We start from the raw sequence: 24095 nt of genomic DNA on the forward strand, positions 1-24095 counted from the left end.
TCTCGACGTATCAAGGCTTCTGCCTTGAACCAACAGGGGGGCTATTTCCGCCGACGAGTACTAGTCAGGGAGGTCGCGGGTCTGAGAACGGGGCGGCCTAGACCTTGAGGGCAGACCTGCATCTTTCAGCACAATCTGAGCTACAGTTCTGGAGTATCTATAGCAATAGCCAGCAGTGCCCTGTCACCATTAGTTATTCTATGCAGCGGCAACCCCTTTGGTTCAGCGTCCTCAGCCTGGTCACCCTCGCCTTCGTCGCCCTGGTAGTTGGCATTCTGCCCCAGCCGCTCCAACCTGTAGAGTCTCTAACGGGCCTACCCAGCCTCCATCAGTCCGCCGAGGCCGCATTAGTCCCAGCCGTCTCTCAGGAACAGGCAACGACTGACTTGACCGTACCCGCAAGTCACCTTCTGGCCCAGAGCGCCCCCAACTATACCCCCCGCGAAGAAATCGCCTTAGCCGATCCCAGCAACTATGGCGAGCGCTACCTCACCGATGCCTACGGTCGGCCCATCCAGCATGACTTCATCATAGTCATCCACGAAACAGTGGGCTCAGCCCGTAGCGCCATTAATCTCTTTCAAACTCCTCACCCTCGAGATGCCGACCAGGTCAGCTACCATAGCCTGATCAGTCGAGATGGCACGGTCATTTATATTGTTCCTCCAGAAAAGCGGGCCTATGGGGCGGGTAACTCCGTATTTCAGGGACCCAACGGTTCAGAGACGGTGGTAACCAATCCCAATTTCCCCCCCTCGGTCAATAACTTCGCCTACCACGTCTCCCTCGAAACCCCTGCCGATGGCCGTGGCAATGGTCGCAGCCACAGTGGTTACACCCAAGCCCAGTATGAATCGCTAGCCTGGTTGTTGGCCCGTACCGACATTCCCGATAGCCGCATCACCACCCACCGAGCTGTCGATCGCTCCGGCACCCGCATGGATCCCCGCAGCTTTAGTGCCGAGCGCTTCTTTAGCCTGTTGCACCGCTATCCCAGCCGAGCCGGATTGGCCGGCTGATGGCTCAGTGAGCAGCAGGGAGATCGTCCCATTCATAGGGGCGGTTGCGATCGCCCACGATACGATAAAACCTGTCTATCTTGTCAGTAGAGAGTTCCTGCCGCCACCGTTGGTCCAGCTTAATGGTCATCTCCATGTCCTGATAATAGCTGCCATGCACATTTTGGACATTGGCGGCTATGGGGTGTTGTCGATACCGAGCAATTAAGGCCCGGGCACTGCGACTGCCCGCCACATAGTGATGATTCCCGCTCCAATAGGCCAGCATGGCAGGTTCATAGGGAATCTCCAGCAATTGGCAGACGGCCTGCATGGTTGCTTCCGGTTGAGTGGCCAGTCGTTCATATCGCACCCGCATTTTTCGCGCTGCTGGGAACCGCTCATATACCTGCTGGCTATGGGTCAGGTTATCGAGCCAACGCCGGCTAATTTTTTCCACAGTCCAGTCTGGATAGGCCCGCAGGTAGGAGTTCAACACGGCGCGGCCATCGCGGACAACGTGCAAGAGATAGGCCTGGATATGGCCTTGACGAAACTCCCGGCCTTGTAGCTGGCGACTGACCCAATCGGGATATTTGCTGGAATCGATTAGCAATGGCTGGCCAATACGATCAAGCAGCAGTGTATAGGGATGCAAAATCGCATCTTGGCCTAGCCATTCCCGTAGCCAGCGTTCCAACTTTAGAGGCACATGTCGGTGTAAGCGATGGCCACTGAGGCCAATGGCCAACCGGCGGGCATCTGCTTCGCTGAAATGATCTGGCCAGAAACTGCTGCTGGGGCAAAAGGCGGCTACGGTCTGCTGCCGCTGAAAAATCTGGGGAATTTTGCTGATCTCTCCTAGGGAAAATCCCTGCGAGTGGGTGCCCAGCATTAAATCCAGCATCGTCGATCCGGAACGGCCGATGCCCAGAATAAATACCACCTTTCTGGGGTTGTCTGCCATGGTGAAATTCTCCCAATCACGTTAACCGTCGCCGCAGCCGTTGCCAGAGAGTAGGGGGTTTGGTTGCTGGTTGAGTGAATAGCGGGTCGGTCACCGATAAAAACCGATAATGGTGCCACAGGTCCCAATAGGGACCCCCCGGTCGCATCGGGGTGCCAGCCCAATGCAGGTAGCGCAGAGGCCGATCGCCGTCGTAGAGTCTGTGGTCTACCTGGCTAAAATGGCTACTCCCCGCCCAACTTCCCGGTTCTCCTGACACCACCTTAGTAATATTCAGCCGTCGCTCGATGGCCTTGAGTACCAAGAAATTCATGATGGGCTGATCGGTGGTGCCGCTGGAGAAGTCGAAATACTCGCGGTGGTCAGCACACTCCTGCAGCAGGGAGGTCATCTGATCTAGGGTGAAGAGTCCCCGCTTTGACCCCCAAAAGCCGCTATTGAAGACATCGCCGAGGGCTTCGTCGGAAAATAGGGCCTGTTCTGGCACGGTAGGTGAAAAGACCTCGGCTAGGCCCCGGCCTTTCCAATGGTAGTCACAGCAAATGAAGTCGGCCTGCTGCAGAAAATCGAGGGTCTGGCTCAGGGGCTGAAAGGTAATAATGTCAGTGTCGATGTAGAGAAAGTGCTCTAACGGACCAAACCACACCGCCAGCTTGCGCATTTTGTTGGGGAGTTTGAGAAAGTCTCGGGGAAAGATGTCGGCAATGGTCTGGGTGAATTGCTCCAGGAATCCCAGATCTGGGAAGATGTGTGTCTGGTAGTGGCGCTCTAGCAGAGCGGCAATGGTCTGATACTGCCGATCGAAGGGAATTAGGATGACGGGTAAGTCAGGGTCATGCTGCCGCAGACTGCTCAACAATGCGATCGCATTATCGGCTACCCGATCATTGGCCACAATATAGACGCCACGCTTTACCATACCTCTGCCTAAGAACTCAGCTTTAGCTTGCGCAACACCCGCTGCATCAACGGCGGGGGTGGGGCCTTATAGGGTTTCAAAGGCCCCCTAAAGGCAGGACGTTGCTGTGGGGCATGGCGGTAGCGATAGTGCAAGAACACCTCACGATAGGGAAACTCGAGATTTTCTCCCGCACACAGCCGCCGAAATACCTGAGACGAAACCCCGATGAAATGGAGATAGGTCAAGCGCCTGCCTTTGTCATAGAGCACCTGGTCTTGGGCCTGAAAGTGAGATGAGGTGACCGAATTGCCCGTCACCCTATCCGAGGGCCAATCATGGGCGAGGTTACTTACCGATAACTGACTCTTATGCACCATATAGTTCAGCACCGATTGGTTCGGAGCCCCTAAGTACAATGCCTCGGCATCCCCTTGGGCCAGCTGCTCAATTAGCCACTGCCGTTGCTGCGGGGGAAATAGGCCGCGTTTGGCCCCATAGAATCCAGAGCAAAAGATGGTTTTGGCAAACCGCTGGGGCGCAATGATCTGATGTAAATGCGGGCACTGCAGGTTAAAGATGTGATCGGGACTTTTAAACTGAAAGTCATAGACGACAACGTCATCGGCATCTAACCGCTCAAAGATGGGCTGCAGGGGCCCCATGACTAGGGTGTCAGCATCTAGATAAATAAACCGCTCAAAGGGAGCTCGCTGATCGAAGGCGCCATAGCGATGGTTCTCCCCAACTCGATAAAAGCGAGTTTGGATGCCTTGGGCCTTCCAGTTGGCCAATGCCGTTGGGTGAGTCTGCCATACCTGAAAGGAGAAGTCTTCCCAGGTTTGAAATATCTCAGCATCCTCCAGTAGGGTCACATGGGACCGCTGAGCCACCTCGGCTCTGACCCGTTCTAGGCGATCGTCATAGGCGATGACACAGACTGGGAAGTTCCCGGCCGCATTGGCGTCAATGCTGTTGAGTAAAGCCACGAGCTGGTCATAGACCGAATCGTTAGCCAGGGTGTAAATACCGTCGACCATGGTGCTAATTCCTTATGGCAACGCGGGTACTAGCGGTCTCAGCCTCTTTTTCCCAGGTTTCTATGGCTTTGAACATGTTCAGCGCTTCTTGCAAAGCCGCTTGGGTCAATTCAGCCTGTTCCGAGGTCTCCTCCATTGGACTCTCAGCCAGCAGTCCTAGGCATCCCAAGAGATTATTCAGGTGCGATCGCAAATTATGGGACGCCTGACTCACCGCCTGCAGGGAGGCATCCGTACTGGCGCCATTGGTGTCAGCCGGATGATCTGCAAACTGAATTGCATGGAGTTCGGCATAGGGGCCATTATGTCCTAGAAGTTCAGTATGGGTGCCCACCTCAACCACATGACCTGCCTCTAATACGGCGATCTGATCCGCCCGCCGCACCGTCGAGAGTCGATGGGCAATGACCAGGGTGGTGCGATCGCGACTCAGGGCATCAATCGCCTCCTGAACTAGGCGTTCTGACACCGTATCTAACGCACTGGTCGCTTCATCCAGAATCAGAATCTCAGGGTCTTGAATCAACGCCCGAGCAATGGCCAACCGTTGTCGCTGTCCTCCAGACAGCAACACCCCCCGATCGCCGATGGGCGTATCCAATCCCTGGGGCAAACGTAGAATAAACTCATAGGCATTGGCCAGCTTGGCCGCCTCAATAATCTCCCCATCAGTCGCCTCAGGAGATCCATACTTAATATTATTGCGAACCGAGGCATTGAATAAAAAAGTATCTTGACTCACGATACCTAGCCGCCTACGAAAAGACTTGACATCTAATCGACGCAGGTCAATACCATCGATCTCAATACTGCCCTGGCTCGGATCGTAGAAACGAGCTAATAAATCCGCCAAGGTAGACTTCCCTGCTCCAGAATGCCCCACGAGTGCCAAGGTCGTTCCCTTAGGTAAATCGAGAGTGACCTCAGACAGGACAGCCTCAGTGCTTCCTGGATAGTGGAACGATACATCAACAAATCGGATGCCGGTATTGAGACGGGAGAACGGCACCGTTCCAGATACCATGAACGGTTTATTATCTCGACGCAAAAAGTCACTCACCAAATCCACACTGGCCGATGCATTGGCAAGCTGACTACGCTGAGTGTTGAGCTGAGCCACAAACGGCAGCGTGCGAAATAACACCAATAAATAGGTCAAAATGACGGGAGAGAACGCCTGAATCTGCTCGGTAAACAAAACTCGCCCTGCCGCCACGATGCCGATAATCGCTAATATGCTAGAGATCTCATTGACTGGAGCAATACTAGCGAAGACTAGTTGAGAGCGAAATTCAGCTCGTTCCCGTCGTCGGATTAAATCTTCAAGGATTTTATATTCTCGTTCCTCATTTGCCGTTGCTTTTACCAAACGGATGCCCGATAGCATCTCAATTAGATGCGAAGATAAGGCTCCAGCCGTACGGGAAAGCTCTTTGCCAAAGGATTTCGCCTGTCTTACAGAATATTGATTTAACAAGGCAATGCCTCCCATCAGCACTGTCGACACTAGTGTGAGCTGCCAGGAGATCGCAATCAGAATCCCCAAAAAAACAATGATAGTAATTGCAATAACCGCAATCCTCATCAGAGATCGAACCGCCGAAGTAGTGCGATTGACCTCATTATTAATGCGGTTCATTAAGTCGCCAAGCTGGAACTTATTAAAGTAGCTCATGTCAACATCAAGCAACAATCTGATTCCCTCTTTTCGCAGGTTTGAGGAGAACGACCGATTCAAGGCATTTGATGTCAGTGTACTAGCATAGTTAGCCAGATTTTTAAAGATAATAGCCATGACAACGGTGGCCGCCATGACTAACGTTCGATAGGTGTCAGGAACGCCGTCAAAAATGGACAAAATTTGATTTAATATCGGTGGAAAGCTAGTGTTTTGCTGAACATCTTGACCTAAAAAACTCAGTAATATAGGTATGATAAGGGCTACGCCAACACCATTGAAAACAGCGCTTGATAAGCCTAGCAAAGATGTTAAAAACACCCAAACAGGATATTGTTTAAGGCATCGAATCAGCAGCTTTCTCGAGTGCATTGACGGAGCGACCTCAGGATCTACGGCAAGAAGAGTCTATAGGCTCAGCTAAGCATGACTCTGGGAGCTACTCAGGAGGGCGACACACAGATGGTTGACAATGGGACGGCAGCGTCCTCTGTACAGTTTTGGCAATCACCTGGGCCAGGGTCTGGGCCATGGCATGATAACTGTACTGTTGCAAACACCTCTGACGAGCACGCTTGCCTTGTTCAACCGCCTGCTTGGGATGGGTTAACAGCCAACGTAATGCCTGGGCAATCTGGTCTGGAGCCCCTGGGGTAACCAAATACCCAGCACCGTCAAGAATTTCTGGAATATCCCCAACCCGGGTCGATAAAATGGGCTTTGCCATTGCCATACCATCCGTTAGCTTCAACGGAAATTGAGCCTGTGCCGTTAGAGTATCTCGCTGAGGCACCACCACAATATGAGCAGCCGCTACTACTTCTGGCATCCTCTCTATAGGAAAGCGTGGCAGCTTAATTAACCAGCGAGACCAGCGTTTTGATAAATCTTCTTCATAACTATCTGGTCGTCGTCCTCCTACAATCACTAGCCTGATATCGGCTTGGTTAAGGTGGTCCAAGGCTTGCAACACATCTTCGATCCCTTTATGGGGTCTGACCGTTCCTGGAAACATCAGTACTCGATAGCCAGCTAAACCATATCTCTGCCGACAGGTTTCTGCATCAAAACGGTCTGGATCAAATAAATCTGTGTCTCGGCCATTCGGCAAATAATACCCACCAAAGCGTCGCTGCAAGAAGCGAGTATTTACAGTGATGCCATCGGCCTGAGGCACTAGGGATTCCATCCATTCCAGGTAGAAACGATGGTCGAGTTGCCTCAGGGCTCCATCAGATTTAAGGATATCTCGCAATAGCTGCTTCAGGGTTGGTTGGTACGGCGTTTTGTCACCACCCAGCCAGCTTAATTCCCAATCATCAATATCGAGCAAGACCGGCGTACGCCTGAACCACTTGCTCAACAGGGCCGGGAATAGGCTTGACAGTCGTGGCTTAATGGCATAGACAATATCTCCTCGAGTCCTGACTAGCAGCTGCTGCAACGACCTTAGGGCTCCGGGCAAAGGTCTGCCGGCAATTGCCTGCACGGACAAGTCTGCGGGAGGCTGGGGGTAGATATCATCCCCAAATTGGCAGCCAATGACATTCACTCGATGTCCCAGTTGCTTCAGCAGATGGCTGACTAAATAGACCCGAGTCATGCCACCACCCGAGAGATCGGGGGCAATCACAGAAACCGAGAGACTAGATTGAGATGGCCTAAGGGTCACGATACTGGCCAGAACCTAAACAATTGGTGCCAACAGAATTCCCACGGAAGGTCCAACGGATAAGAGCCACGTTCGATACTAACTTACTCTTCCCAGGGATTATCTTGTCTTTAAAGACCTTTGCCTAGGCTTTATAGTTGCCCACTAGACTGGCTAGCTGGCTCGAGTTCAATCTAGTCATGGGCTAGAGGGTGTTGGAAAAAGTGGCTTATTAGCGGCATAGATCCCTTGACTGAGGCAGAAACCCCGGAGTTTCAGTGACCCATACTCTCTATTGAGACATGGGTGGGACTTCAAATTGGACGCTTGAAACATCCACTTAAGCAGAGCCCGCTTCTGTCGAGGGGGGAACCATTGGTGGGTATTCTAATGCTAGGGTGCCCAAAACCCCCTTTCGATAATCCGTTAACAGTTGTCTAGCCGCTCGTTGCCGGTCTCCCTGGTATCGCGCTTGACTCATCTGCATCAGGTAAGCCTCACCACTGTAGGCAGTAGGGTGAATCCCATATCGAGTTGCCAGGGCCTCCAATGCCGACGGTTGATCTGCTGTACGCGATGGCAACTGGGCGTGATCTTGCTTTAGGAACTCCACAAAGGTGGCAGCCACCAGTTCATCATCATAGGCAGCCTCACCGATATCATCGCAAATGGCTAGTTTCAGAGCAGCTTGCTGATCTGTCAATTGAGCTGGCAGCACCCCGGGAGCATCTAATAACTCGAGTTCGTCCGAAATCCGCACCCAGCGGAGCTGTCGAGTTACGCCAGGACGACGGGCACTGGCCACTACCTTGCGCTTGAGCAATCGATTGATCAAGGCGGATTTCCCGACATTCGGAAATCCCAGGACAACGGCCCGCACAGGGCGAGGCCGCAGCCCTCGTTGGTGTCGGCGTTGGTTCATGGTTTTGCCTTTGGCCTGAGCAGCTTTGGCTAGGCCAGCCACTCCCTTGCCTTGTTGGGCATTGGTAAACAGAACTGGAGTTCCTTGCTGACGAAACCAAGTGTCCCAGTCATCCCGCACACTGGCTGGAATCATATCGACTCGGTTGAGAACTAGTAATCGTTCCTTAGCACCAATCCACTGGTCAATCTTAGGATGCCGAGTGGCTAAGGGAATGCGCGCGTCACGCACTTCTAGCACGACATCAATACGCTTTAGTTGCTCTAGTAAGGCCTTTTCAGCTTTAGCAATATGACCGGGATACCATTGAATCGCAGGAGACGACATAGTAGCGCAGGGGAGACTGTGGCAAGTGTGTAGCGTCAGCCCAAGGGCGATAGCCTTAAGGCACAACCAAGACAGGGCATGGGGATAGGTTGATCACCCGATTAGTAACACTTTCTACTGGTGAGTCATCAATCAGGCCTATCCCTCGGCAGCCCATGACAATGAGATCGGCATTCATCTCATCGGCGACATCACAAATCACGAAGGCAGGATGCCCTTCTCGCTCTAGGGTTTCTACGGCCACTCCTTGGGCAGCGAACATCTCCTTAGCTTGACTCAATAACCTGGCAACGGCCTCAGGTGAGCTTTGCCGCCCATGGTCTTTAGCGGGCTCGCTATCTGAGGATTCAACCACAGACAGTAGCATAAGACGGCCCTGATGCAGCTTAATGAGTTGGGCTGCCAAGGTGGCCACATGGTGAGTCTCAGGACTCATATCAATCGGGAAGAGAATTGTCTTAAACATGGCTTTCCAACGGGGAACTCAGTCTCCGGTACAATGTTGACGGCGCGAAGCATAATGTCAGCACCAGACAGCGCTTGCGCGCCTAGCCAATCTATGGGCTCTGAGATCTAGATTAGGCAAGGTCTGCTTGGCTTTTCAGGGAGCTGTGCATAAACGTAATAATGTGAGTTATGGAGGTTTATTTTGGTGGCTAAAAAGACGGTAGCTAGCCTATCTGCAGCAGAAGTCGCCGGTAAGCGCGTTTTAGTGCGGGCTGATTTTAATGTGCCCTTAAACGATCAAGGGACCATTACGGATGATACTCGGATTCGTGCTGCCTTACCCACGATTCAGGATCTCACGGGCAAAGGAGCTAAAGTCATTCTCTCTAGTCATATGGGACGACCTAAGGGCAAGGTTATAGAGAGTCTACGGCTGACGTCGGTGGCCCAGCGGCTGTCTGAGTTGCTGGGACAACCCGTTGTCAAGTGCGATGACTGTGTTGGCGACACGGTAGCAGCTGCCGTTAATGGCTTACAAAATGGTCAGGTTGCCTTGCTAGAAAATGTACGATTTTATGCTGAAGAGGAGGCGAATGACCCAACCTTTGCTCAAAAGTTAGCGTCTTTGGCTGATGTATATGTCAACGATGCCTTTGGCACGGCTCACCGAGCCCACGCCTCCACTGAAGGGGTAACTAAGTATCTGAGTCCTTCAGTAGCTGGTTTTCTAATTGAAAAGGAACTGCAATATCTGCAGAATGCCATTGAGAATCCACAACGGCCTCTGGCTGCCATTATTGGCGGGTCTAAGGTGTCTAGCAAAATTGGTGTGATTGAGACACTGCTTGACAAGGTAAATGTGCTGTTGCTGGGTGGTGGCATGATCTTCACCTTTTATAAGGCTCGTGGCTTAGGAGTAGGTAAGTCTTTGGTAGAAGCAGACAAGTTGGACCTGGCTAAGTCTTTAGAGGCAAAGGCAAAAGAGAAGGGTGTCAAGTTGCTACTGCCAACGGATGTGGTCGTTGCGGATAACTTTGCGGCCAATGCCAACGACCAAGTTGTCAGTGCTGAGGCGATTCCTGAAGGTTGGATGGGGCTTGATATTGGTCCTGATTCTGTGAAGGTGTTTCAGGAGGCACTGAGTCAGTGTAAATCGGTGATTTGGAATGGCCCTATGGGCGTATTTGAGTTCGATAAATTCGCCAAGGGAACTGAGGCTATTGCGCGAACCTTAGCAGATCTGACGGGCCAGGGTACCATTACGATCATTGGTGGTGGAGACTCGGTAGCTGCCGTTGAGAAAGTAGGCGTCGCTAACAAGATGAGCCACATCTCGACAGGGGGTGGAGCAAGCCTGGAGCTTCTAGAAGGTAAGGTGCTACCTGGTATCGCTGCTCTGGATGAGGCATAGGCCTTATTACTGCCTATATACTCAATCTCGTCAGCGCTTTGTCGGGGTGGTGATATGGCCTTGATCAGCTTTGCTTAATTGTCTCTGAAGAGGTTGTCTAGTATGACTGAGGAGGAGCTAGGGGTGGGCCAAGCTTCTCCTTAGTTGTTGGGATTTCTTGCCAGTAGTCTTATCGGTTATCAGAGTTTCATGCTCCCTAGGGATGACTTATTACAAGCCGTTGAACATCGTCAGTGTCTGGCTCGTCTCCTAGATCAGGTAGAGTTGGCCATTAAAACTTGGGATCTGGTGTTTTCCGATTTCCTCTCTCCTTCGGAATGGGCGGAGGCAAAGGCGGTATTCCAGCAACTGACAGAAGTCCATGTTGTTGCTTTTGGTGGATACCCTCAGGCTGAGCGGCAACGCTGCGGTATTGCCCGGACAGAGCTGCCGTTAGAGTCTGATCAGGTGCCTTTAGCCTTACTGGATATTGCTGGCAATTTCCTGTTCGATGCTGCCACCCACAGAGACTTTTTGGGGGCTATTCTTGGGACTGGATTGGTGCGGGAAAAGATTGGTGACATCATTGTTCTGGGAGAACGAGGTGCCCAGGTGATTGTAATGCCTGAGTTAGTGGATTTTTTAGAGACGACTCTGACTCAGGTGCGTTCAGTGCCGGTCAAAACTCGTGCCGTTGACTGGCAACAGCTCAAAGTGCGGCCACCCAGGACTAAGGAGATGACTACTGTGGAGGCATCGATGCGTTTAGATGCGATCGCATCGGCAGGCTTTGGCATATCTCGCAGCAAGATGGCCGATCTCATCAACGCAGGGGATGTGCGGGTCAATTGGATAACTGTCACCCGTACTAGTCACACCATTGAGCCGGGTGACTTAGTTGCCATCAGAGGTAAAGGGCGACTCCAAATTGGCGACGTTGCGACCACCAAAAAACAACGGTACCGGGTACAACTTACCCGATACCTCTGAATTGGAGTCCAACAAACATCTAGCTTATAGAGGCCGCAGTCTGTCTACAGCCTCTATACCAACAGAAACCAGCAGTCATCCACCAATTTCGGCTAAGATATCCTTCGCGTGGGAGTCAGTTTGGACTTTCTCATAAACCCTATCGATGCCCCCATTGCTGTTAATGATATAGGTCACCCGCTTAGCATAACCATCACCTTCCACATCATAGGCCCGAGCAATAGAGCCATCAGCATCGGCGACGAGCTTAAAGGGCAAGCCATATTTCTCCTTAAACATTTTATGAGATGTTTCGTCGTCCATACTCACGCCCAAGACAATAATATCTTTACCCTGATATTCTTCAAAAGCATCCCGAAATCCTTGAGCCTCCTTGGTGCAGCCAGGAGTATCATCCTTGGGATAAAAGTAGAGAACCACCGTCCTACCCTGAAAATCCGATAACGATATGCTGTTACCAGCCTCGTCCTTGGCAGTAAAATTGGGGGCTTGCGCACCTGCTGCTAAAACCATTGGTTGGCATCTCCTTATACTGCATCGTTCTGTAACCGATCTTAACATTACTGCCAGCTAATCTAGCCAAGGGAGGCTGCCAATAGAGTAGATTCTCTATCATCCTCAATCGATCTCTCCCTGCTACCACCTCAGCGCATTCTTCTAATGCCAATAACCTTCTAATGCCAATAGCTTCAACATCAATTACGACTCACCAGTATGGCTCGCTACCGAATCCACCACATCACCCTTTATCGCTACGATCGAGCAGTCAAACTCCATTCCCATGTTGTTCGGTTACGTCCACGCAGCGATGGTACCCAAACTCTAGAATATTTTGATCTTCGCATCGACCCCCTACCTGTATATCAGGCAGACTTAGTTGATTTAGACGGTAACGCAACCGTAGGACTCTGGTTTGACCAAACTGATGCTACAGAATTGCATATCAAAGCCAGCTCTGAAATTAGAACGCACCGCAAGAATCCCTTTGATTACCTCATTGCACCATGGGCCGTTAACGCCCCGATTATCTATCCCCAATCTTTAGCCAGCTATTTACATCCCTATTGCGACAATTCCACAGGCTTAGTGTCGGATCCCGGCGTTACTCAACTAGCTCACAGAATCTTACATGATGCTCAGCACAACATCAGCTGTTTCTTAACCACGCTTACCCAGCACATCTATGAAACCTGTCGCTACACCACTCGCGAGCAAGGAGAACCACAACTCGCCGGTATTACCTGGCATCAGAAGTTGGGAAGCTGCCGGGACTTTACCGTGTTATTCATGGAAGCTTGCCGCAGTGTAGGGCTAGCGGCGCGCTTTGTTAGTGGCTACCAGGAAGGCGATCTTACCGTAGCTGAACGAGAGCTACATGCTTGGGCCGAGGTCTATATCCCAGGTGGTGGCTGGCGAGGTTTCGACCCTACCCACGGATTAGCCGTAGCCGATCAGCACATTGCCTTAGCCGCCAGTGCCTTTCCCAAAGATGCTAGCCCTGTTAGTGGGAAACTACAGGGAAGTCATCGCGACTCCACTCTAGACACCCATATCACTATCGAAAAACTAGCGGATTGATACCTACTGTTCTTCCAGATCAGAATAGGTAGGTGCCTCTGGTGGAGATTCATAGTTCCACTCAATATCGGGCATGCGAGATGCTGCTTCCCGCAATGATAACTCCCAGTGTTTACGCATTCCCATTAAATAGGGATCACCTGCCTGTAGCAGCAGGCGATGACGGATCTCTAAGCTCCCTTGCTCATAAAGCACCATGGTAATTGGAGGACCCACTGACAAATTAGACCGCATTGTGGAATCGATAGAGAGCAGTGCCGACTTAGCAGCTAACTCTAAAGGAGTGTCATATCTCATCGTGCGATCTAAGATAGGCTTACCATACTTTGTTTCGCCTATCTGCAGAAAAGGCGTTTCTGCGGTGGCCCTGATACAGTTACCCTGGCTATAAATGAGAAATAGGCCCGGCGACTCTTCACCGACCTGGCCGCCCAATAAAAAACTACATTGGTAGTCAATATGATCTTTTTCTAGCCAGGGTCGGTCGGCATCCTGCATGGCACGAATCTGACTGCCAATATAGCGAGCCACTGAATACAGGGTAGGTAGCTTATGAAGATTAGGCGTGGCATCTACCTTGAGGTCTCGCTCCAAGGTATATACTACGGCTTGGGTTATAGACAAATTACCTGATGTACAGATTATCAATGCCCTTTCTTGAGGCACGGAAAAATCAAATAATTTGGGATACGAGGAAATATAGTCTACTCCGGCATTAGTCCGCGAATCAGCAGCTAGCACCAAACCCTGCCGCACAAGGATCCCCAAACAATAGGTCATACGGCGAGATATCTAAGAGAAGGAACGAAGAACAAAGGCACCTACGAAAAAGGCGTTGGGCATTTGAACCCCAACGCCAGTATACTTAGTTGGTTAAGTATCGGTTAAGTACCCGGATCCCCACACAACCATCAAGAATTAGTTTGCTTGGTTGACGTTTGAATATAGAGGATGAGAAGAAAAACCGCAGGCACCAGGACAAACAAAAGACTGGCTACAAAGCCAAGATCATTCACTTCCATGAGACTCCGCCTTTACCTTCAAAAGATCTACAAACTAGCCATCAATAGGATACCATCCCAATGGTCTATCTAGCGAATGAGATTCCAATTGCTGCGGCTAAGGTGAATATCTGTTAAGTGATCAGAGAGTTCGCTAGCTGCCCCTAGGTTGACTCCGTCGCAATGTCTTGCTGATCCTGACCCGACCTATCCGAGCTAGACTTATCTGGCTTAGTAAGAATACTAACAGGGCCGTGAACCGTTGTCTGACAAGCTAATCGACAACTATCTGGCCACTTCTTCAGTTTGCGTTCCTCCACAGCCGTTTTAGGAGAAAGATTACTTGCTCCTTCAACAACATCAACAACGCAAGTTCCACATTGACCATAACCGCCGCAGTTCATCATCTTAGCGAGAAAGGTATAGATGTCGATACCATTCTCAAGAGCTTTGAGCCGCAGATTGGCACCATCGGCAGCAATAACCTCTTTGTTTTCTTTAAGAAACTTAATGTTAGCCATTTCAATTGACCTCCTCGCCTAGGATGACTGCGCAAATCCTTAAACGGCCTTGTAGTCAGCTTGAACACTGGTATAGCCGCGCATATGCCCTTTGACATATAGATCGAGAGTCCATGCCAACTCCTATTGCGTCGAGCATTCAGACTGTTTACACTACTTTATACACTTTCATCCTGACATTTTGACTGTCAAATCTTCATTAGAAGGGCCAAAGAAGGGCCAATTCGATCTTGACTTGCAGTACACCTATACTGCAACAACGCCTCTGGCAGACTAGGAAGGTTCCTAGTCTGATAGGCTTATCAGTATCTGGTCCATAGCAAACAATTTGTTGAAACCTAGAGGAGGAGCGTAGTCGATGGGACTACCCTGGTACCGTGTACACACAGTGGTCCTGAACGATCCAGGGCGACTGATTTCTGTGCACTTGATGCATACAGCTCTGGTTGCTGGTTGGGCCGGCTCAATGGCCCTCTTTGAGCTGGCTACGTACGATCCTAGTGATCCAGTGCTTAATCCTATGTGGCGGCAGGGAATGTTCGTGCTGCCATTTATGGCTCGATTGGGTGTAACTCAATCTTGGGGGGGCTGGAGTGTTACCGGGGAAACGGCAGTTGATCCGGGTTTCTGGTCCTTTGAGGGAGTAGCTGCAGCCCATATCGTGTTAGCAGGCCTACTGTTCTTAGCGGCTTGCTGGCATTGGGTCTATTGGGATTTGGATCTCTTCCAAGATCCGCGGACTGGCGAACCGGCTCTTGATTTACCGAAGATGTTCGGTATCCATTTATTCTTGTCTGGCCTACTGTGTTTTGGATTTGGGGCATTCCACTTAACCGGTCTTTGGGGGCCGGGTATGTGGGTTTCTGATCCCTATGGGCTTACTGGTCATATTCAGCCTGTTGCGCCAGAATGGGGAGCCGCTGGGTTTAATCCATTTAACCCAGGAGGCATCGTCGCTCACCACATTGCAGCAGGAATCGTTGGCATCATTGCCGGACTCTTCCACTTGACGGTACGACCTCCACAGCGGCTCTATAAGGCCCTGCGTATGGGAAATATCGAGACTGTCTTGTCTAGCAGTATTGCGGCTGTCTTCTTCGCAGCCTTTGTGGTTGCCGGCACCATGTGGTACGGGAGCACAGCTACCCCAATTGAGTTGTTCGGTCCCACTCGCTATCAGTGGGATAGTGGCTATTTCCAGCAGGAAATTGAGCGTCGAGTTCAAGCTGAAGTGGCAGATGGGGCCTCTTTAGAAGAAGCCTATAATGCCATTCCAGAAAAGTTGGCCTTTTACGACTATGTGGGGAATAGTCCCTCTAAAGGTGGTCTATTCCGGGTTGGTCCCATGAATCAAGGCGATGGCCTGGCTCAAGCTTGGTTGGGACATCCCGTCTTTAAAGATGGCGAAGGTCGTATTTTGTCGGTGCGTCGTATTCCTAATTTCTTTGAAACCTTCCCAGTGGTCTTAACGGACCAAGACGGTGTTGTCCGAGCTGATATTCCCTTCCGCCGAGCTGAATCTCGTTATAGCTTTGAGCAAAAAGGAGTCACAGTTAGCTTCTACGGTGGTGAACTGGGAGGGCAAACCTTCACTGATCCGGCAGTCGTGAAGCGTTACGCTCGGAAAACTCAGCTGGGTGAGCCCTTTGAATTCGATCGTGAAACGCTCGGTTCTGATGGCGTCTTCCGGACCAGCCCGCGTGGATGGTTTACCTATGCTCACGCGGTATTTGCATTGATCTTCTTCTTTGGCCACATCTGGCATGGTTCTCGGACCCTATTCCGAGATGTGTTTGCCGGAATTGACCCTGACTTATCTCCTGAACAGGTAGAATGGGGCTTCTTTGCCAAGGTTGGAGATGTCTCAACCCGTAAGGAAGAGACTGTGTAAGTGATTCACTGGATATTGCCTAGCGTTGTGTCACGATGCTAGGCAATTCCCCTGCTATAGCTTGTACACTGAGAGAGTAGGTTGAATACATAGGAACCTTTACTAACCATGGAAAGCATCGCGTATATTTTCCTTATTGCCTGCATCCTTGGCACGCTGTTTTTTGCAGTTGCATTTCGCGAGCCTCCTCGCATCTCTAAGGACTAGTCGTGATGGCTCTCAGTAAGTAGGGCTGAGGCTTCACGTTACTTGCTGTGTTACAAACGGTTTACTATAGAGGTAGGTAGTCCTTGATTTAATAGGGCCTTACCTCTATTTTTATGGGATACCTCCTTGGGAAGTATCCCTAGCCTCTCAGCTAAGATGAGAGCTCTCACAGCTTTTGTAACGACGTCTCCTGATGGGGACACTAGCATTAATGCAATGTCCATTCTGCCAACACCCTAATAATCGTGTTCTAGAGTCGAGGTCTGCCGAGGCTGGACGCAGTATTCGACGGCGTCGAGAGTGTTTGAGTTGCAGTCGACGCTTCACGACCTATGAGCGTATCGAGTATATTCCTATCACAGTGATTAAGCGCAGCGGTGAACGGGAGCTCTTTGATCGCTCTAAGCTACTACGCGGTATTATTCGTGCCTGTGAGAAAACAGGGGTGTCTTCTCAAGTAACCACTGAGTTAGTGGATGATATTGAGGCGGAGTTGCAACAGCAGGCAGTTCGAGAAGTTGAGAGTTCCGAAATCGGTGAACTTGTTTTAGATCGATTGCGTACTATTAGTGAAGTAGCCTACGTACGTTTTGCCTCAGTTTACCGACAATTTCAGGGGATTCGAGATTTTGTTGAAACTCTAAGCCATCTCCAGGAGCAATCTGGTCTTGACCAGCATCACGAGCACTTCGATTTCTCCAAGCTTCCCATCAACGTCCCCTAAAGACAGGGATTGATGGAGTGGTTGTCAAAACATTTAGATAGACGGTTGCATCATCTCCGCCAGCCTCGAGTATAATTAGAGTTCTTGTGGCTATATTTACAGGCTGCCCCATCCGCGTGCCGTCAGGCCTGCTGTGGAGGGATTTGCAGCGACTCTTATACTCAGCTTAAGTCACAAAGACCCCATTACCTTTACGGAGACGGAGTAGGAAAACACTAGCATGGTCAATCAGGACGGAAAAGAAATCGCTGGCATTGGGTTCACTCACGACGACTTTGCGGCACTACTGGACAAATACGACTATCACTTCAGTCCAGGAGATATTGTGCCCGGTACGGTTTTCAGTCTTGAGCCCAGAGGTGCGCTGATTGACATTGGTGCTAAGACAGCAGCTTATATTCCTATTCAGGAAATGTCTATCAACCGAGTTGATGATCCTGAAGAGGTGCTGCGCTCTAACGAGACCCGGGAATTTTTCATTCTGACGGACGAGAATGAGGACGGTCAGCTCACCTTATCCATCCGTCGTATTGAGTACATGCGAGCTTGGGAGCGAGTCAGACAACTACAGCAAGAAGATGCCACTGTGCGCTCTGGAGTATTTGCTACGAACCGTGGTGGAGCGTTAGTGCGGATAGAGGGGCTACGTGGGTTCATTCCTGGATCTCATATCAGCACTCGTAAGCCCAAAGAAGATTTAGTTGGTGAAGACTTACCACTTAAATTCTTAGAAGTTGATGAAGAACGTAATCGTCTTGTCCTCAGTCACCGCCGAGCCTTAGTCGAACGCAAGATGAACGGCCTAGAGGTCGGTGAAGTAGTTATTGGTACTGTACGGGGCCTCAAGCCATATGGGGCCTTTATCGATATTGGTGGTGTTAGTGGTCTACTTCACATTTCTGAAATTTCCCATGACCACATTGATACTCCCCACAGTGTTTTCAATGTGAATGACGAAATTAAGGTCATGATCATTGACTTAGATGCTGAGCGAGGCCGTATTTCCCTATCTACTAAACAATTAGAGCCGGAGCCGGGAGATATGGTTCGAAACCCTGACCTGGTCTTCGAAAAAGCCGAAGAAATGGCTGCTAAGTATCGTGAGCAGATGATGCAACAGGCGGCTGAGTCTACGGAGACCACTGATAGTCTCAACGGCGAAGAGGCTGTCTTAGCAGTAGAATAGCGCTTTCCTGTAAGTTTTAACTAGTAGAGTAGTCTAAGTTAGAGACATTTGCTTGGGGTAGTTATCTGGATGAAGTGATAGAGACGATGCTGAAATGGTGCTGGGATACCACGCTATATCTTCATGGTGACTTTGCAGTGCGGTAATACTCGATTTGAGGGGATTGAAGCTATCCTCTTTGATAAAGATGGTACCTTGGCTGATTCTCAGCACTATCTGAGGCATTTGGCCCAAAAGCGAGCCCGTCTCATTGATGCTCAGGTTCCAGGTGTTTATGAACCTTTGCTGATGGCCTTCGGAATTGATGGTTATCAGTGTAACAATGCGGGGTTGATGGCTGTTGGCAGTCGCCAAGAGAACGAGATTGCAGCAGCTGCCTATGTAGCCGAAACAGGGTATAAGTGGCTAGATGCCTTAGACTTAGTACAGCAAGCCTTCCAGGAGGCGGATAGGTATTTGCTCCATAAAAAGGCTGAGCAAACTCCTCTTTTCCCTGGCACTGAGACTACGTTGTCGACGCTAGCGTCTTCCTTATCTCTTGGAATCCTCTCCGCCGATAGCACTGAGAACGTTCGAGATTTCGTTGAGTTTTATGAGCTACCCATTCTCCACTATCAAGGGAGCGAACCCAATGGTCTCAGGAAACCTAATCCTGATATGGTTCATCAAGCCTGCCAAGCCCTTGCAACAACCGCTTCCCATACTCTGGTGATCGGTGACTCTTCGGTAGACTCACGAATGGCGCGACAGAGTTTAGCGGCTGGTTTTGTTGCTGTCGTTTGGAGACAGTCTGGATGGGAGCAGCCGGAGGCTGATGCTCATCTTGATGATTGGCAACAGTTGCAAATCGTCTCAGATTAATTCTGGAATAAGTTCTTACATACGATTTGCAAGTTTTTACGAATTTAGGTGAGTAGACCGTAATACGCACTTGAGTTTACTAAGTTTTGCGGTAGTCTGATGGGTAACTAAATCTTATTTGTCCTGTACTTTGTTCGAGTCTAGAGTTAGGGCTGGACTAGACGGGAAACATCAGATCTTAGGTTGGGTTTAGGATAAAACTGCTATAGCATCTACTCAGCAAGCATTTCTGTGCCTCGCTAGGGGAAGCACCCAGGTTCTGTCAGTTTGTTTGTGAGAGGATTTACCATTGACTCGTCGTTATCTATTCACCTCCGAATCAGTTACTGAGGGACATCCCGATAAAATTTGCGATCAGATTTCGGATACTATTCTAGATGCTCTGTTATACCAGGATCCTTGCAGCCGCGTTGCGGTTGAGGTCGTTGTAAACACTGGTTTGGTATTAATTACTGGGGAAATTTCAACTAATGCTCAGGTCAACTATGTCACTTTGGCCCGGCAAAAGATTGCTGAAATCGGCTATACAGATCCAACCAATAATGGCTTTTCAGCAGATAGCTGTGCTGTCATGGTGGCTTTAGATGAACAATCTCAAGATATTGCCCAGGGGGTTGATCAGGCCCAAGAAATGCGTGAGCAAACCAGCGATGAGGTGTTAGATACCATTGGTGCCGGTGATCAGGGCATTATGTTTGGGTTTGCCTGCAATGAAACTCCTGAACTGATGCCACTACCCATCAGTTTGGCCCATCGGATTTCGCGTAAATTGGCAACGGTGCGCAAGGCTGGTTTACTGCGATACCTGCGACCAGATGGGAAAACCCAGGTTACTGTCGCCTATGAAGATGGGCAACCAGTAGGTATAGATACCATCTTGGTATCGACCCAACACACAGCTACTATCGGTGATACTACTGATGATGCTGGCATTCAGGAGAAAATCAAGGCGGGTCTTTGGGAACAAGTGGTTTTGCCAGTATTTGAGGATCTGGCAGTGAAGCCTGATAGCGCGACCCGGTTCTTGGTTAATCCTACAGGTAAGTTTGTCATTGGCGGCCCTCAGGGCGATTCTGGTCTGACTGGCCGCAAAATCATCGTTGATACTTACGGCGGCTATTCTCGCCATGGTGGTGGTGCCTTTTCAGGTAAAGATCCCACCAAGGTCGATCGCAGTGCTGCCTATGCCTGCCGTTACGTAGCTAAGAACATCGTTGCAGCTGGTTTGGCGACAAAGTGTGAGGTTCAACTTAGCTATGCTATCGGTGTTGCCCGGCCAGTCAGTATTCTAGTTGATACATTTGGTACCGGTACTGTTAGTGAAGAGGTGCTATTGCAGTTGATTCGCCAACACTTTGAACTGCGTCCGGCTGGCATTATCCAGGCGTTTGGTTTACAAGCGATCGTGGCGGAGAGAGCTGGACGCTTTTATCAAGATGTAGCTGTCTATGGCCATTTTGGCCGTCCTGATCTTGATTTGCCCTGGGAAAAAACGGATAAGGCGACTACCCTAGTGTCGTCTGTTAAGCAGTTGTTGGCTGGGGTTAGCTAGGGTTAAGCTGATTAACAGTACCTACTGAAGGAAAAAGAGTGTCGCCTCTGGGGATTGCCCTTAAAGAATGGGCTGTTGTTGTAGACGCCCTGACGCAGGGGGAATTAATACTGCTGCTGCGGAAGGGCGGAATCCATGATTATAAAGGACGGTTTAGGGCTAAACATGGGCAAGCCTGGCTCTTACCTACCTACGCTCATCAACTAGCGTCGGCCCTTAAGCCGCCCTATTGTGATGGTCAAAGACCGGCCCTGAAGGGCCATCGCATCTCGCCAACGCCACCTTTAGAGACCATTTATCTAAAGAGCTGGGCTAGTATCACCCATGTTTTTCCCATCCACCAATCAGCCTCAATCCATGCCCTAGCTCCTTACCACATTTGGAGCGATGAATTCATTCAGCAGCGGCTGTCTTGGAAGCCACATCGTCCCCTGATGGTCCTACTCCTACGGGTATATCGCCTATCCGAACCAGTCGAGCTAGCTATGCAGCCCAGCTACAGTGGTTGCCGTTCCTGGATTACCCTAGAGCACCCGATACCGTTAGTCCCGAGCTCCCCCGCCCTAGATGACACTGCCTATCAGCACCAGGTCAATGCCATCACTGCTGTCCTTCAGGAGACCTCCTCTGATGACTCAGGTGCAGACTCTCCTGCCATTCACAGCGGTCATGACTGAATTAAGGCCTCTAATGCTGTCTGCAAATCTTGCGTCAGCTCAATAACCGCCTGACGACGATTCTGCTGATAGGCTGGCCATCGTTCTGTGACTAGGATAGGACTCCCAACCGCCAGCTGAGCAATTTGGTGCCCTAAGCGAGGGCGTGGAAATGGATTTTCCCCCTGGATACGTACAATCGTATCCCTTAATAATAAGAGCGTTTCCGCAAACCGCTCGGCTGAAGGGTTTTCCTTAACATAGTGACCAGTCACTGCCACGAAATTTTCCACTAGCCGCATATGCCACATGCGAAGATGGGCCTCCTCCGCCAGGCGATCTGCCAAACCTCGCTCTACCGCAGAGAGTTTAGTCGGGTTGCGTAGGGCCTCTTGATAGATACGATCCCATCCAGCTTGTTCAATGCGGCGACATCGATCTACCAATGATCCCCTCGGTGCTAGCTGAAAATAATCCTCGGCTATCCTCAAAGCTGCATCTAGAAGCCGATGCAATCTATCAGGCAAAGAGGCATCTCCTAAGGTAGATGTCTCTGCCTGAGCTATCTCTGCGCCATAGTAGCGCTGGTAATAGTCTTCCATGAGCTGCAGTAGGGTTAGGCCCAAACCATACAAGCGAGGATAGAGCCATACTGGCGGGTCCAAGTCTTCCATAGATGTGGGAGAACTAGTTGGTCCCATACCAACTTCAGCTTCCAAGTGAGATAGCAGCTTGGCCATGGCTTGCCAGGGAGGGGTTTCATAACAGTATTGAATTCCCAACGGCAAAATCACCACCTGCTCGGCTCGCTCGGCTTGGCGCAAATCATCCACACACCAAAAGCTCATTTGAGCAATCCCTGGCTCTAAGGGACTGACTAACTCGCTATGGCCATTGTTACCTCCCTCCGGAGCCGCCGCTAACGGCCACCGCCCCTGACTAAACAATTGGCGGGCCCAACGTAATCCCACCCGATCGACCTTACCTCGCTGAATCGGTGTTCCTCCCAGTTTTGAGTACAACCAACCGACTCCACGCCCGGCCCAGATAGGAATTCCCCGGTCGTAAATAAAGTGAGCATGGATCGGAGACTGTAAGGGAATTGCTAATCGCCGGGAGGCTTGGGGCACTAAGTACCATAGTAATTTGGCTAGGCAAAAGGCATCGTCTGGACTGGGATGACGGAAAGCAATCAGCAACCGGGTTTGCCCCTGTTGAAACTCGCGATACAGCTTCACCAAGCGCTCAATATTGACCACCTCCACCTGAGTTAAGCCTAGTCGCCAGCACATCCACCCTGGCAGTAACCCTTTCAGCACTGGCAGCAGTAGCGGATTGGGATCAGGAGGGATAAAGTCAAGGGGTGGGCGCGCAGCCCCAGAAAACTCAGTCAGCATGAATTCTAGGTAGGCAAGGATACTTCCACGACAATCGTAGCCCTAACCCTACCGTAAGCAAGGTGGCAGCGAACAGACGACGAAGAAACCGTCACCTATGATACTCAATTACCGGAATTTTGCTGAAACCCTGCATTGCGGATGCGATTGATAAAGCTTTCATAAACTACTTCAGCCGCGATTGCCCTATCTGCCCATCGCCTCGTTTAATGAGTCGTGATACCTACAGGACAGAGTTAGACGCTCGACTCTTCTCGGGACAAAGGGACACTGCCACTAGCCAAAAGCCTTACAGGGTAGGGCTCTCAGCCTAATAACGTCGTCATAACTCACCCGACTGCATCGCTGCCACTAATATCACTGGCCCGCTGACTGGGGAATATTGTGAAGGGCAACGAACCACTGAAGTGACGTCTAGCTCATCGAAGATCAGGCTTCAAAGTCAACTTACACCTTATTTCACGTTCATGATTTCACGTTCATGAGAGATGTCTCAGCGGCTGTTATGAGGACCCTCTGAGGAAATCCGCGCGGATTTCCTCGGTGGGGTTTGGTTCAGGGCTGTGGGGTAAGTAGCTGTCCATCTCTCTATCTTGCTGTGAGAACCCGCTATCACCGATTCGATAGAAGCTGTCAATCTTGCTTATGTCTTCTCTCCATACCCTCAGAGATCGAACTCAGATATCGAATGTCTGCTATCCCCGGCAAACTCGCAGAAGGTCGGCTCCTCTGGATGTACTCCTGAGCAATTTGGAGCTCACTGATCCTCTAGTCTCTCGAGTCATTGATACTGTCTTGACAGCTATTGATCGCTGCGAGGTGACCTCTCTATATATTCAAGGGGTGGTTGTCGGCAATGCCATTTTCTTAACGACTAATCTCAATGCCGATCACCAGATCCAGGTCACTGGTCGAGGCACGAACTGGCTCATCGGTCGTAGCAAACAATGTGCCATCTCGATTCCCCATCCTGAGATTGCTCCCTTTCATACGACGGTGGGATATTGTCCATCCCGAGGCTTCTACCTGGTTGATGTGGGTAGTCACATTGGCACTTGGGTAAATCGGCGACGGCTTTCCCACCTACAACGACGGAAACTTCACAATGGTGATCTGCTTGACTTAGGTAAGTTGCGAGTCGAATTCTTTATTGACATTTTTGATCAGGCGGTCGTGCCCCTGGCCGATGACACTTACTGTTAATGCTGGCAAG

The 24095-nt window shown here is 50.5% G+C and carries 24 protein-coding genes; 12 read left to right on the forward strand and 12 right to left on the reverse strand.

The genetic code is table 11. From position 1 onward, the window contains the following. Nucleotides 1-200: 200 nt before the first annotated feature. A complete protein-coding gene (locus XM38_RS02865) occupies nt 201-1019 on the forward strand; it encodes a peptidoglycan recognition protein family protein (protein ID WP_080813701.1) in 819 nt (272 codons plus the stop codon). A 4-nt stretch (nt 1020-1023) separates the two neighbouring features. Here XM38_RS02865 and XM38_RS02870 read toward each other — a convergent pair whose 3' ends face one another. The 7 genes from XM38_RS02870 to XM38_RS02900 all read right to left on the reverse strand — a co-directional run bounded on the left by XM38_RS02870 (nt 1024) and on the right by XM38_RS02900 (nt 8947). Then, nucleotides 1024-1965 (reverse strand): sulfotransferase family protein, encoded by a 942-nt coding sequence (locus tag XM38_RS02870; RefSeq protein WP_080813703.1) that lies wholly within the window; start codon nt 1963-1965, stop codon nt 1024-1026. Between the two features lie 16 nt (nt 1966-1981). Beyond that, nucleotides 1982-2884 (reverse strand): Npun_R2821/Npun_R2822 family protein, encoded by a 903-nt coding sequence (locus XM38_RS02875; RefSeq protein ID WP_080813705.1) that lies wholly within the window; start codon nt 2882-2884, stop codon nt 1982-1984. 8 nt (nt 2885-2892) lie between these two features. Continuing rightward, nucleotides 2893-3903 (reverse strand): Npun_R2821/Npun_R2822 family protein, encoded by a 1011-nt coding sequence (locus XM38_RS02880; protein ID WP_080813706.1) that lies wholly within the window; start codon nt 3901-3903, stop codon nt 2893-2895. A gap of 4 nt (nt 3904-3907) precedes the next feature. Beyond that, on the reverse strand, nt 3908-5953 hold the full coding sequence (locus tag XM38_RS02885) for an ABC transporter ATP-binding protein (protein WP_080813708.1): 2046 nt from the start codon (nt 5951-5953) through the stop codon (nt 3908-3910). Between the two features lie 67 nt (nt 5954-6020). Then, nucleotides 6021-7184 carry a glycosyltransferase gene (locus XM38_RS02890; RefSeq protein ID WP_080813724.1) on the reverse strand — a complete coding sequence of 388 codons (1164 nt, stop codon included), beginning with the start codon at nt 7182-7184 and terminating at the stop codon, nt 6021-6023. A gap of 388 nt (nt 7185-7572) precedes the next feature. After that, on the reverse strand, nt 7573-8481 hold the full coding sequence (ylqF, locus tag XM38_RS02895) for a ribosome biogenesis GTPase YlqF (protein ID WP_080813710.1): 909 nt from the start codon (nt 8479-8481) through the stop codon (nt 7573-7575). A 55-nt stretch (nt 8482-8536) separates the two neighbouring features. Next, nucleotides 8537-8947, reverse strand: coding sequence for a universal stress protein (locus XM38_RS02900; RefSeq protein ID WP_080813712.1), 411 nt, complete (start codon nt 8945-8947; stop codon nt 8537-8539). 186 nt (nt 8948-9133) lie between these two features. Between XM38_RS02900 and XM38_RS02905 the strand changes: the two genes are divergently transcribed. Both XM38_RS02905 and XM38_RS02910 read left to right on the forward strand, forming a co-directional pair. After that, the gene (locus XM38_RS02905; protein ID WP_080813726.1) at nt 9134-10339 is read left to right on the forward strand and encodes a phosphoglycerate kinase; all 1206 of its coding nucleotides are present in this window, start codon (nt 9134-9136) and stop codon (nt 10337-10339) included. 189 nt (nt 10340-10528) lie between these two features. Next, nucleotides 10529-11308 (forward strand): photosystem II S4 domain protein, encoded by a 780-nt coding sequence (locus XM38_RS02910; RefSeq protein WP_080813714.1) that lies wholly within the window; start codon nt 10529-10531, stop codon nt 11306-11308. 75 nt (nt 11309-11383) lie between these two features. Here the strand turns inward: XM38_RS02910 and XM38_RS02915 are convergent, their stop codons facing one another. After that, nucleotides 11384-11821 carry a peroxiredoxin gene (locus tag XM38_RS02915; RefSeq protein WP_080813716.1) on the reverse strand — a complete coding sequence of 146 codons (438 nt, stop codon included), beginning with the start codon at nt 11819-11821 and terminating at the stop codon, nt 11384-11386. 201 nt (nt 11822-12022) lie between these two features. Between XM38_RS02915 and XM38_RS02920 the strand changes: the two genes are divergently transcribed. Next, entirely contained in the window at nt 12023-12886 is an 864-nt protein-coding gene (locus XM38_RS02920; RefSeq protein ID WP_080813718.1) for a transglutaminase family protein, read from the forward strand. A 3-nt stretch (nt 12887-12889) separates the two neighbouring features. On the opposite strand, the gene XM38_RS02925 is transcribed toward XM38_RS02920, so the two are convergent. The 3 genes from XM38_RS02925 to XM38_RS02935 all read right to left on the reverse strand — a co-directional run bounded on the left by XM38_RS02925 (nt 12890) and on the right by XM38_RS02935 (nt 14408). After that, complete coding sequence (locus XM38_RS02925; RefSeq protein WP_088429038.1) at nt 12890-13666, reverse strand: proteasome-type protease; 777 nt, start codon at nt 13664-13666, stop codon at nt 12890-12892. A gap of 131 nt (nt 13667-13797) precedes the next feature. Beyond that, complete coding sequence (psbM, locus tag XM38_RS02930) at nt 13798-13908, reverse strand: photosystem II reaction center protein PsbM (protein ID WP_088429040.1); 111 nt, start codon at nt 13906-13908, stop codon at nt 13798-13800. A 143-nt stretch (nt 13909-14051) separates the two neighbouring features. Beyond that, entirely contained in the window at nt 14052-14408 is a 357-nt protein-coding gene (locus tag XM38_RS02935; protein ID WP_088429042.1) for a 2Fe-2S iron-sulfur cluster-binding protein, read from the reverse strand. A gap of 358 nt (nt 14409-14766) precedes the next feature. Between XM38_RS02935 and psbB the strand changes: the two genes are divergently transcribed. The 7 genes from psbB (at nt 14767) to XM38_RS02970 (ending at nt 21506) form a co-directional block, all read left to right on the forward strand. After that, a complete protein-coding gene (gene psbB / locus XM38_RS02940) occupies nt 14767-16299 on the forward strand; it encodes a photosystem II chlorophyll-binding protein CP47 (RefSeq protein ID WP_080809196.1) in 1533 nt (510 codons plus the stop codon). 108 nt (nt 16300-16407) lie between these two features. Continuing rightward, entirely contained in the window at nt 16408-16506 is a 99-nt protein-coding gene (locus XM38_RS02945; protein WP_080809193.1) for a photosystem II reaction center protein T, read from the forward strand. Between the two features lie 211 nt (nt 16507-16717). After that, nucleotides 16718-17230, forward strand: coding sequence for a transcriptional regulator NrdR (nrdR, locus tag XM38_RS02950; RefSeq protein ID WP_080809190.1), 513 nt, complete (start codon nt 16718-16720; stop codon nt 17228-17230). Nucleotides 17231-17450: 220 nt separating this feature from the next. Beyond that, nucleotides 17451-18416, forward strand: a complete 966-nt coding sequence (locus XM38_RS02955; RefSeq protein ID WP_080809187.1) for a 30S ribosomal protein S1 — start codon at nt 17451-17453, stop codon at nt 18414-18416. A gap of 123 nt (nt 18417-18539) precedes the next feature. Continuing rightward, a complete protein-coding gene (locus XM38_RS02960; protein ID WP_080809184.1) occupies nt 18540-19277 on the forward strand; it encodes an HAD family hydrolase in 738 nt (245 codons plus the stop codon). A 289-nt stretch (nt 19278-19566) separates the two neighbouring features. After that, nucleotides 19567-20829 carry a methionine adenosyltransferase gene (gene metK, locus XM38_RS02965; protein ID WP_080809181.1) on the forward strand — a complete coding sequence of 421 codons (1263 nt, stop codon included), beginning with the start codon at nt 19567-19569 and terminating at the stop codon, nt 20827-20829. Between the two features lie 38 nt (nt 20830-20867). Then, complete coding sequence (locus XM38_RS02970; protein WP_080809179.1) at nt 20868-21506, forward strand: DUF1802 family protein; 639 nt, start codon at nt 20868-20870, stop codon at nt 21504-21506. Here XM38_RS02970 and XM38_RS02975 read toward each other — a convergent pair. Continuing rightward, nucleotides 21497-22882, reverse strand: coding sequence for a 1-acyl-sn-glycerol-3-phosphate acyltransferase (locus tag XM38_RS02975; protein ID WP_088429044.1), 1386 nt, complete (start codon nt 22880-22882; stop codon nt 21497-21499). The genes XM38_RS02970 and XM38_RS02975 overlap by 10 nt on opposite strands. A gap of 795 nt (nt 22883-23677) precedes the next feature. On the opposite strand from XM38_RS02975, the gene XM38_RS02980 reads away from it, so the two are divergent. Next, the gene (locus tag XM38_RS02980) at nt 23678-24085 is read left to right on the forward strand and encodes an FHA domain-containing protein (RefSeq protein WP_187329252.1); all 408 of its coding nucleotides are present in this window, start codon (nt 23678-23680) and stop codon (nt 24083-24085) included. Nucleotides 24086-24095: the final 10 nt, after the last annotated feature.

The organism is Halomicronema hongdechloris C2206 (assembly GCF_002075285.3).
Taxonomy (GTDB): Bacteria; Cyanobacteriota; Cyanobacteriia; order Phormidesmidales; family Phormidesmidaceae; genus Halomicronema_B; species Halomicronema_B hongdechloris.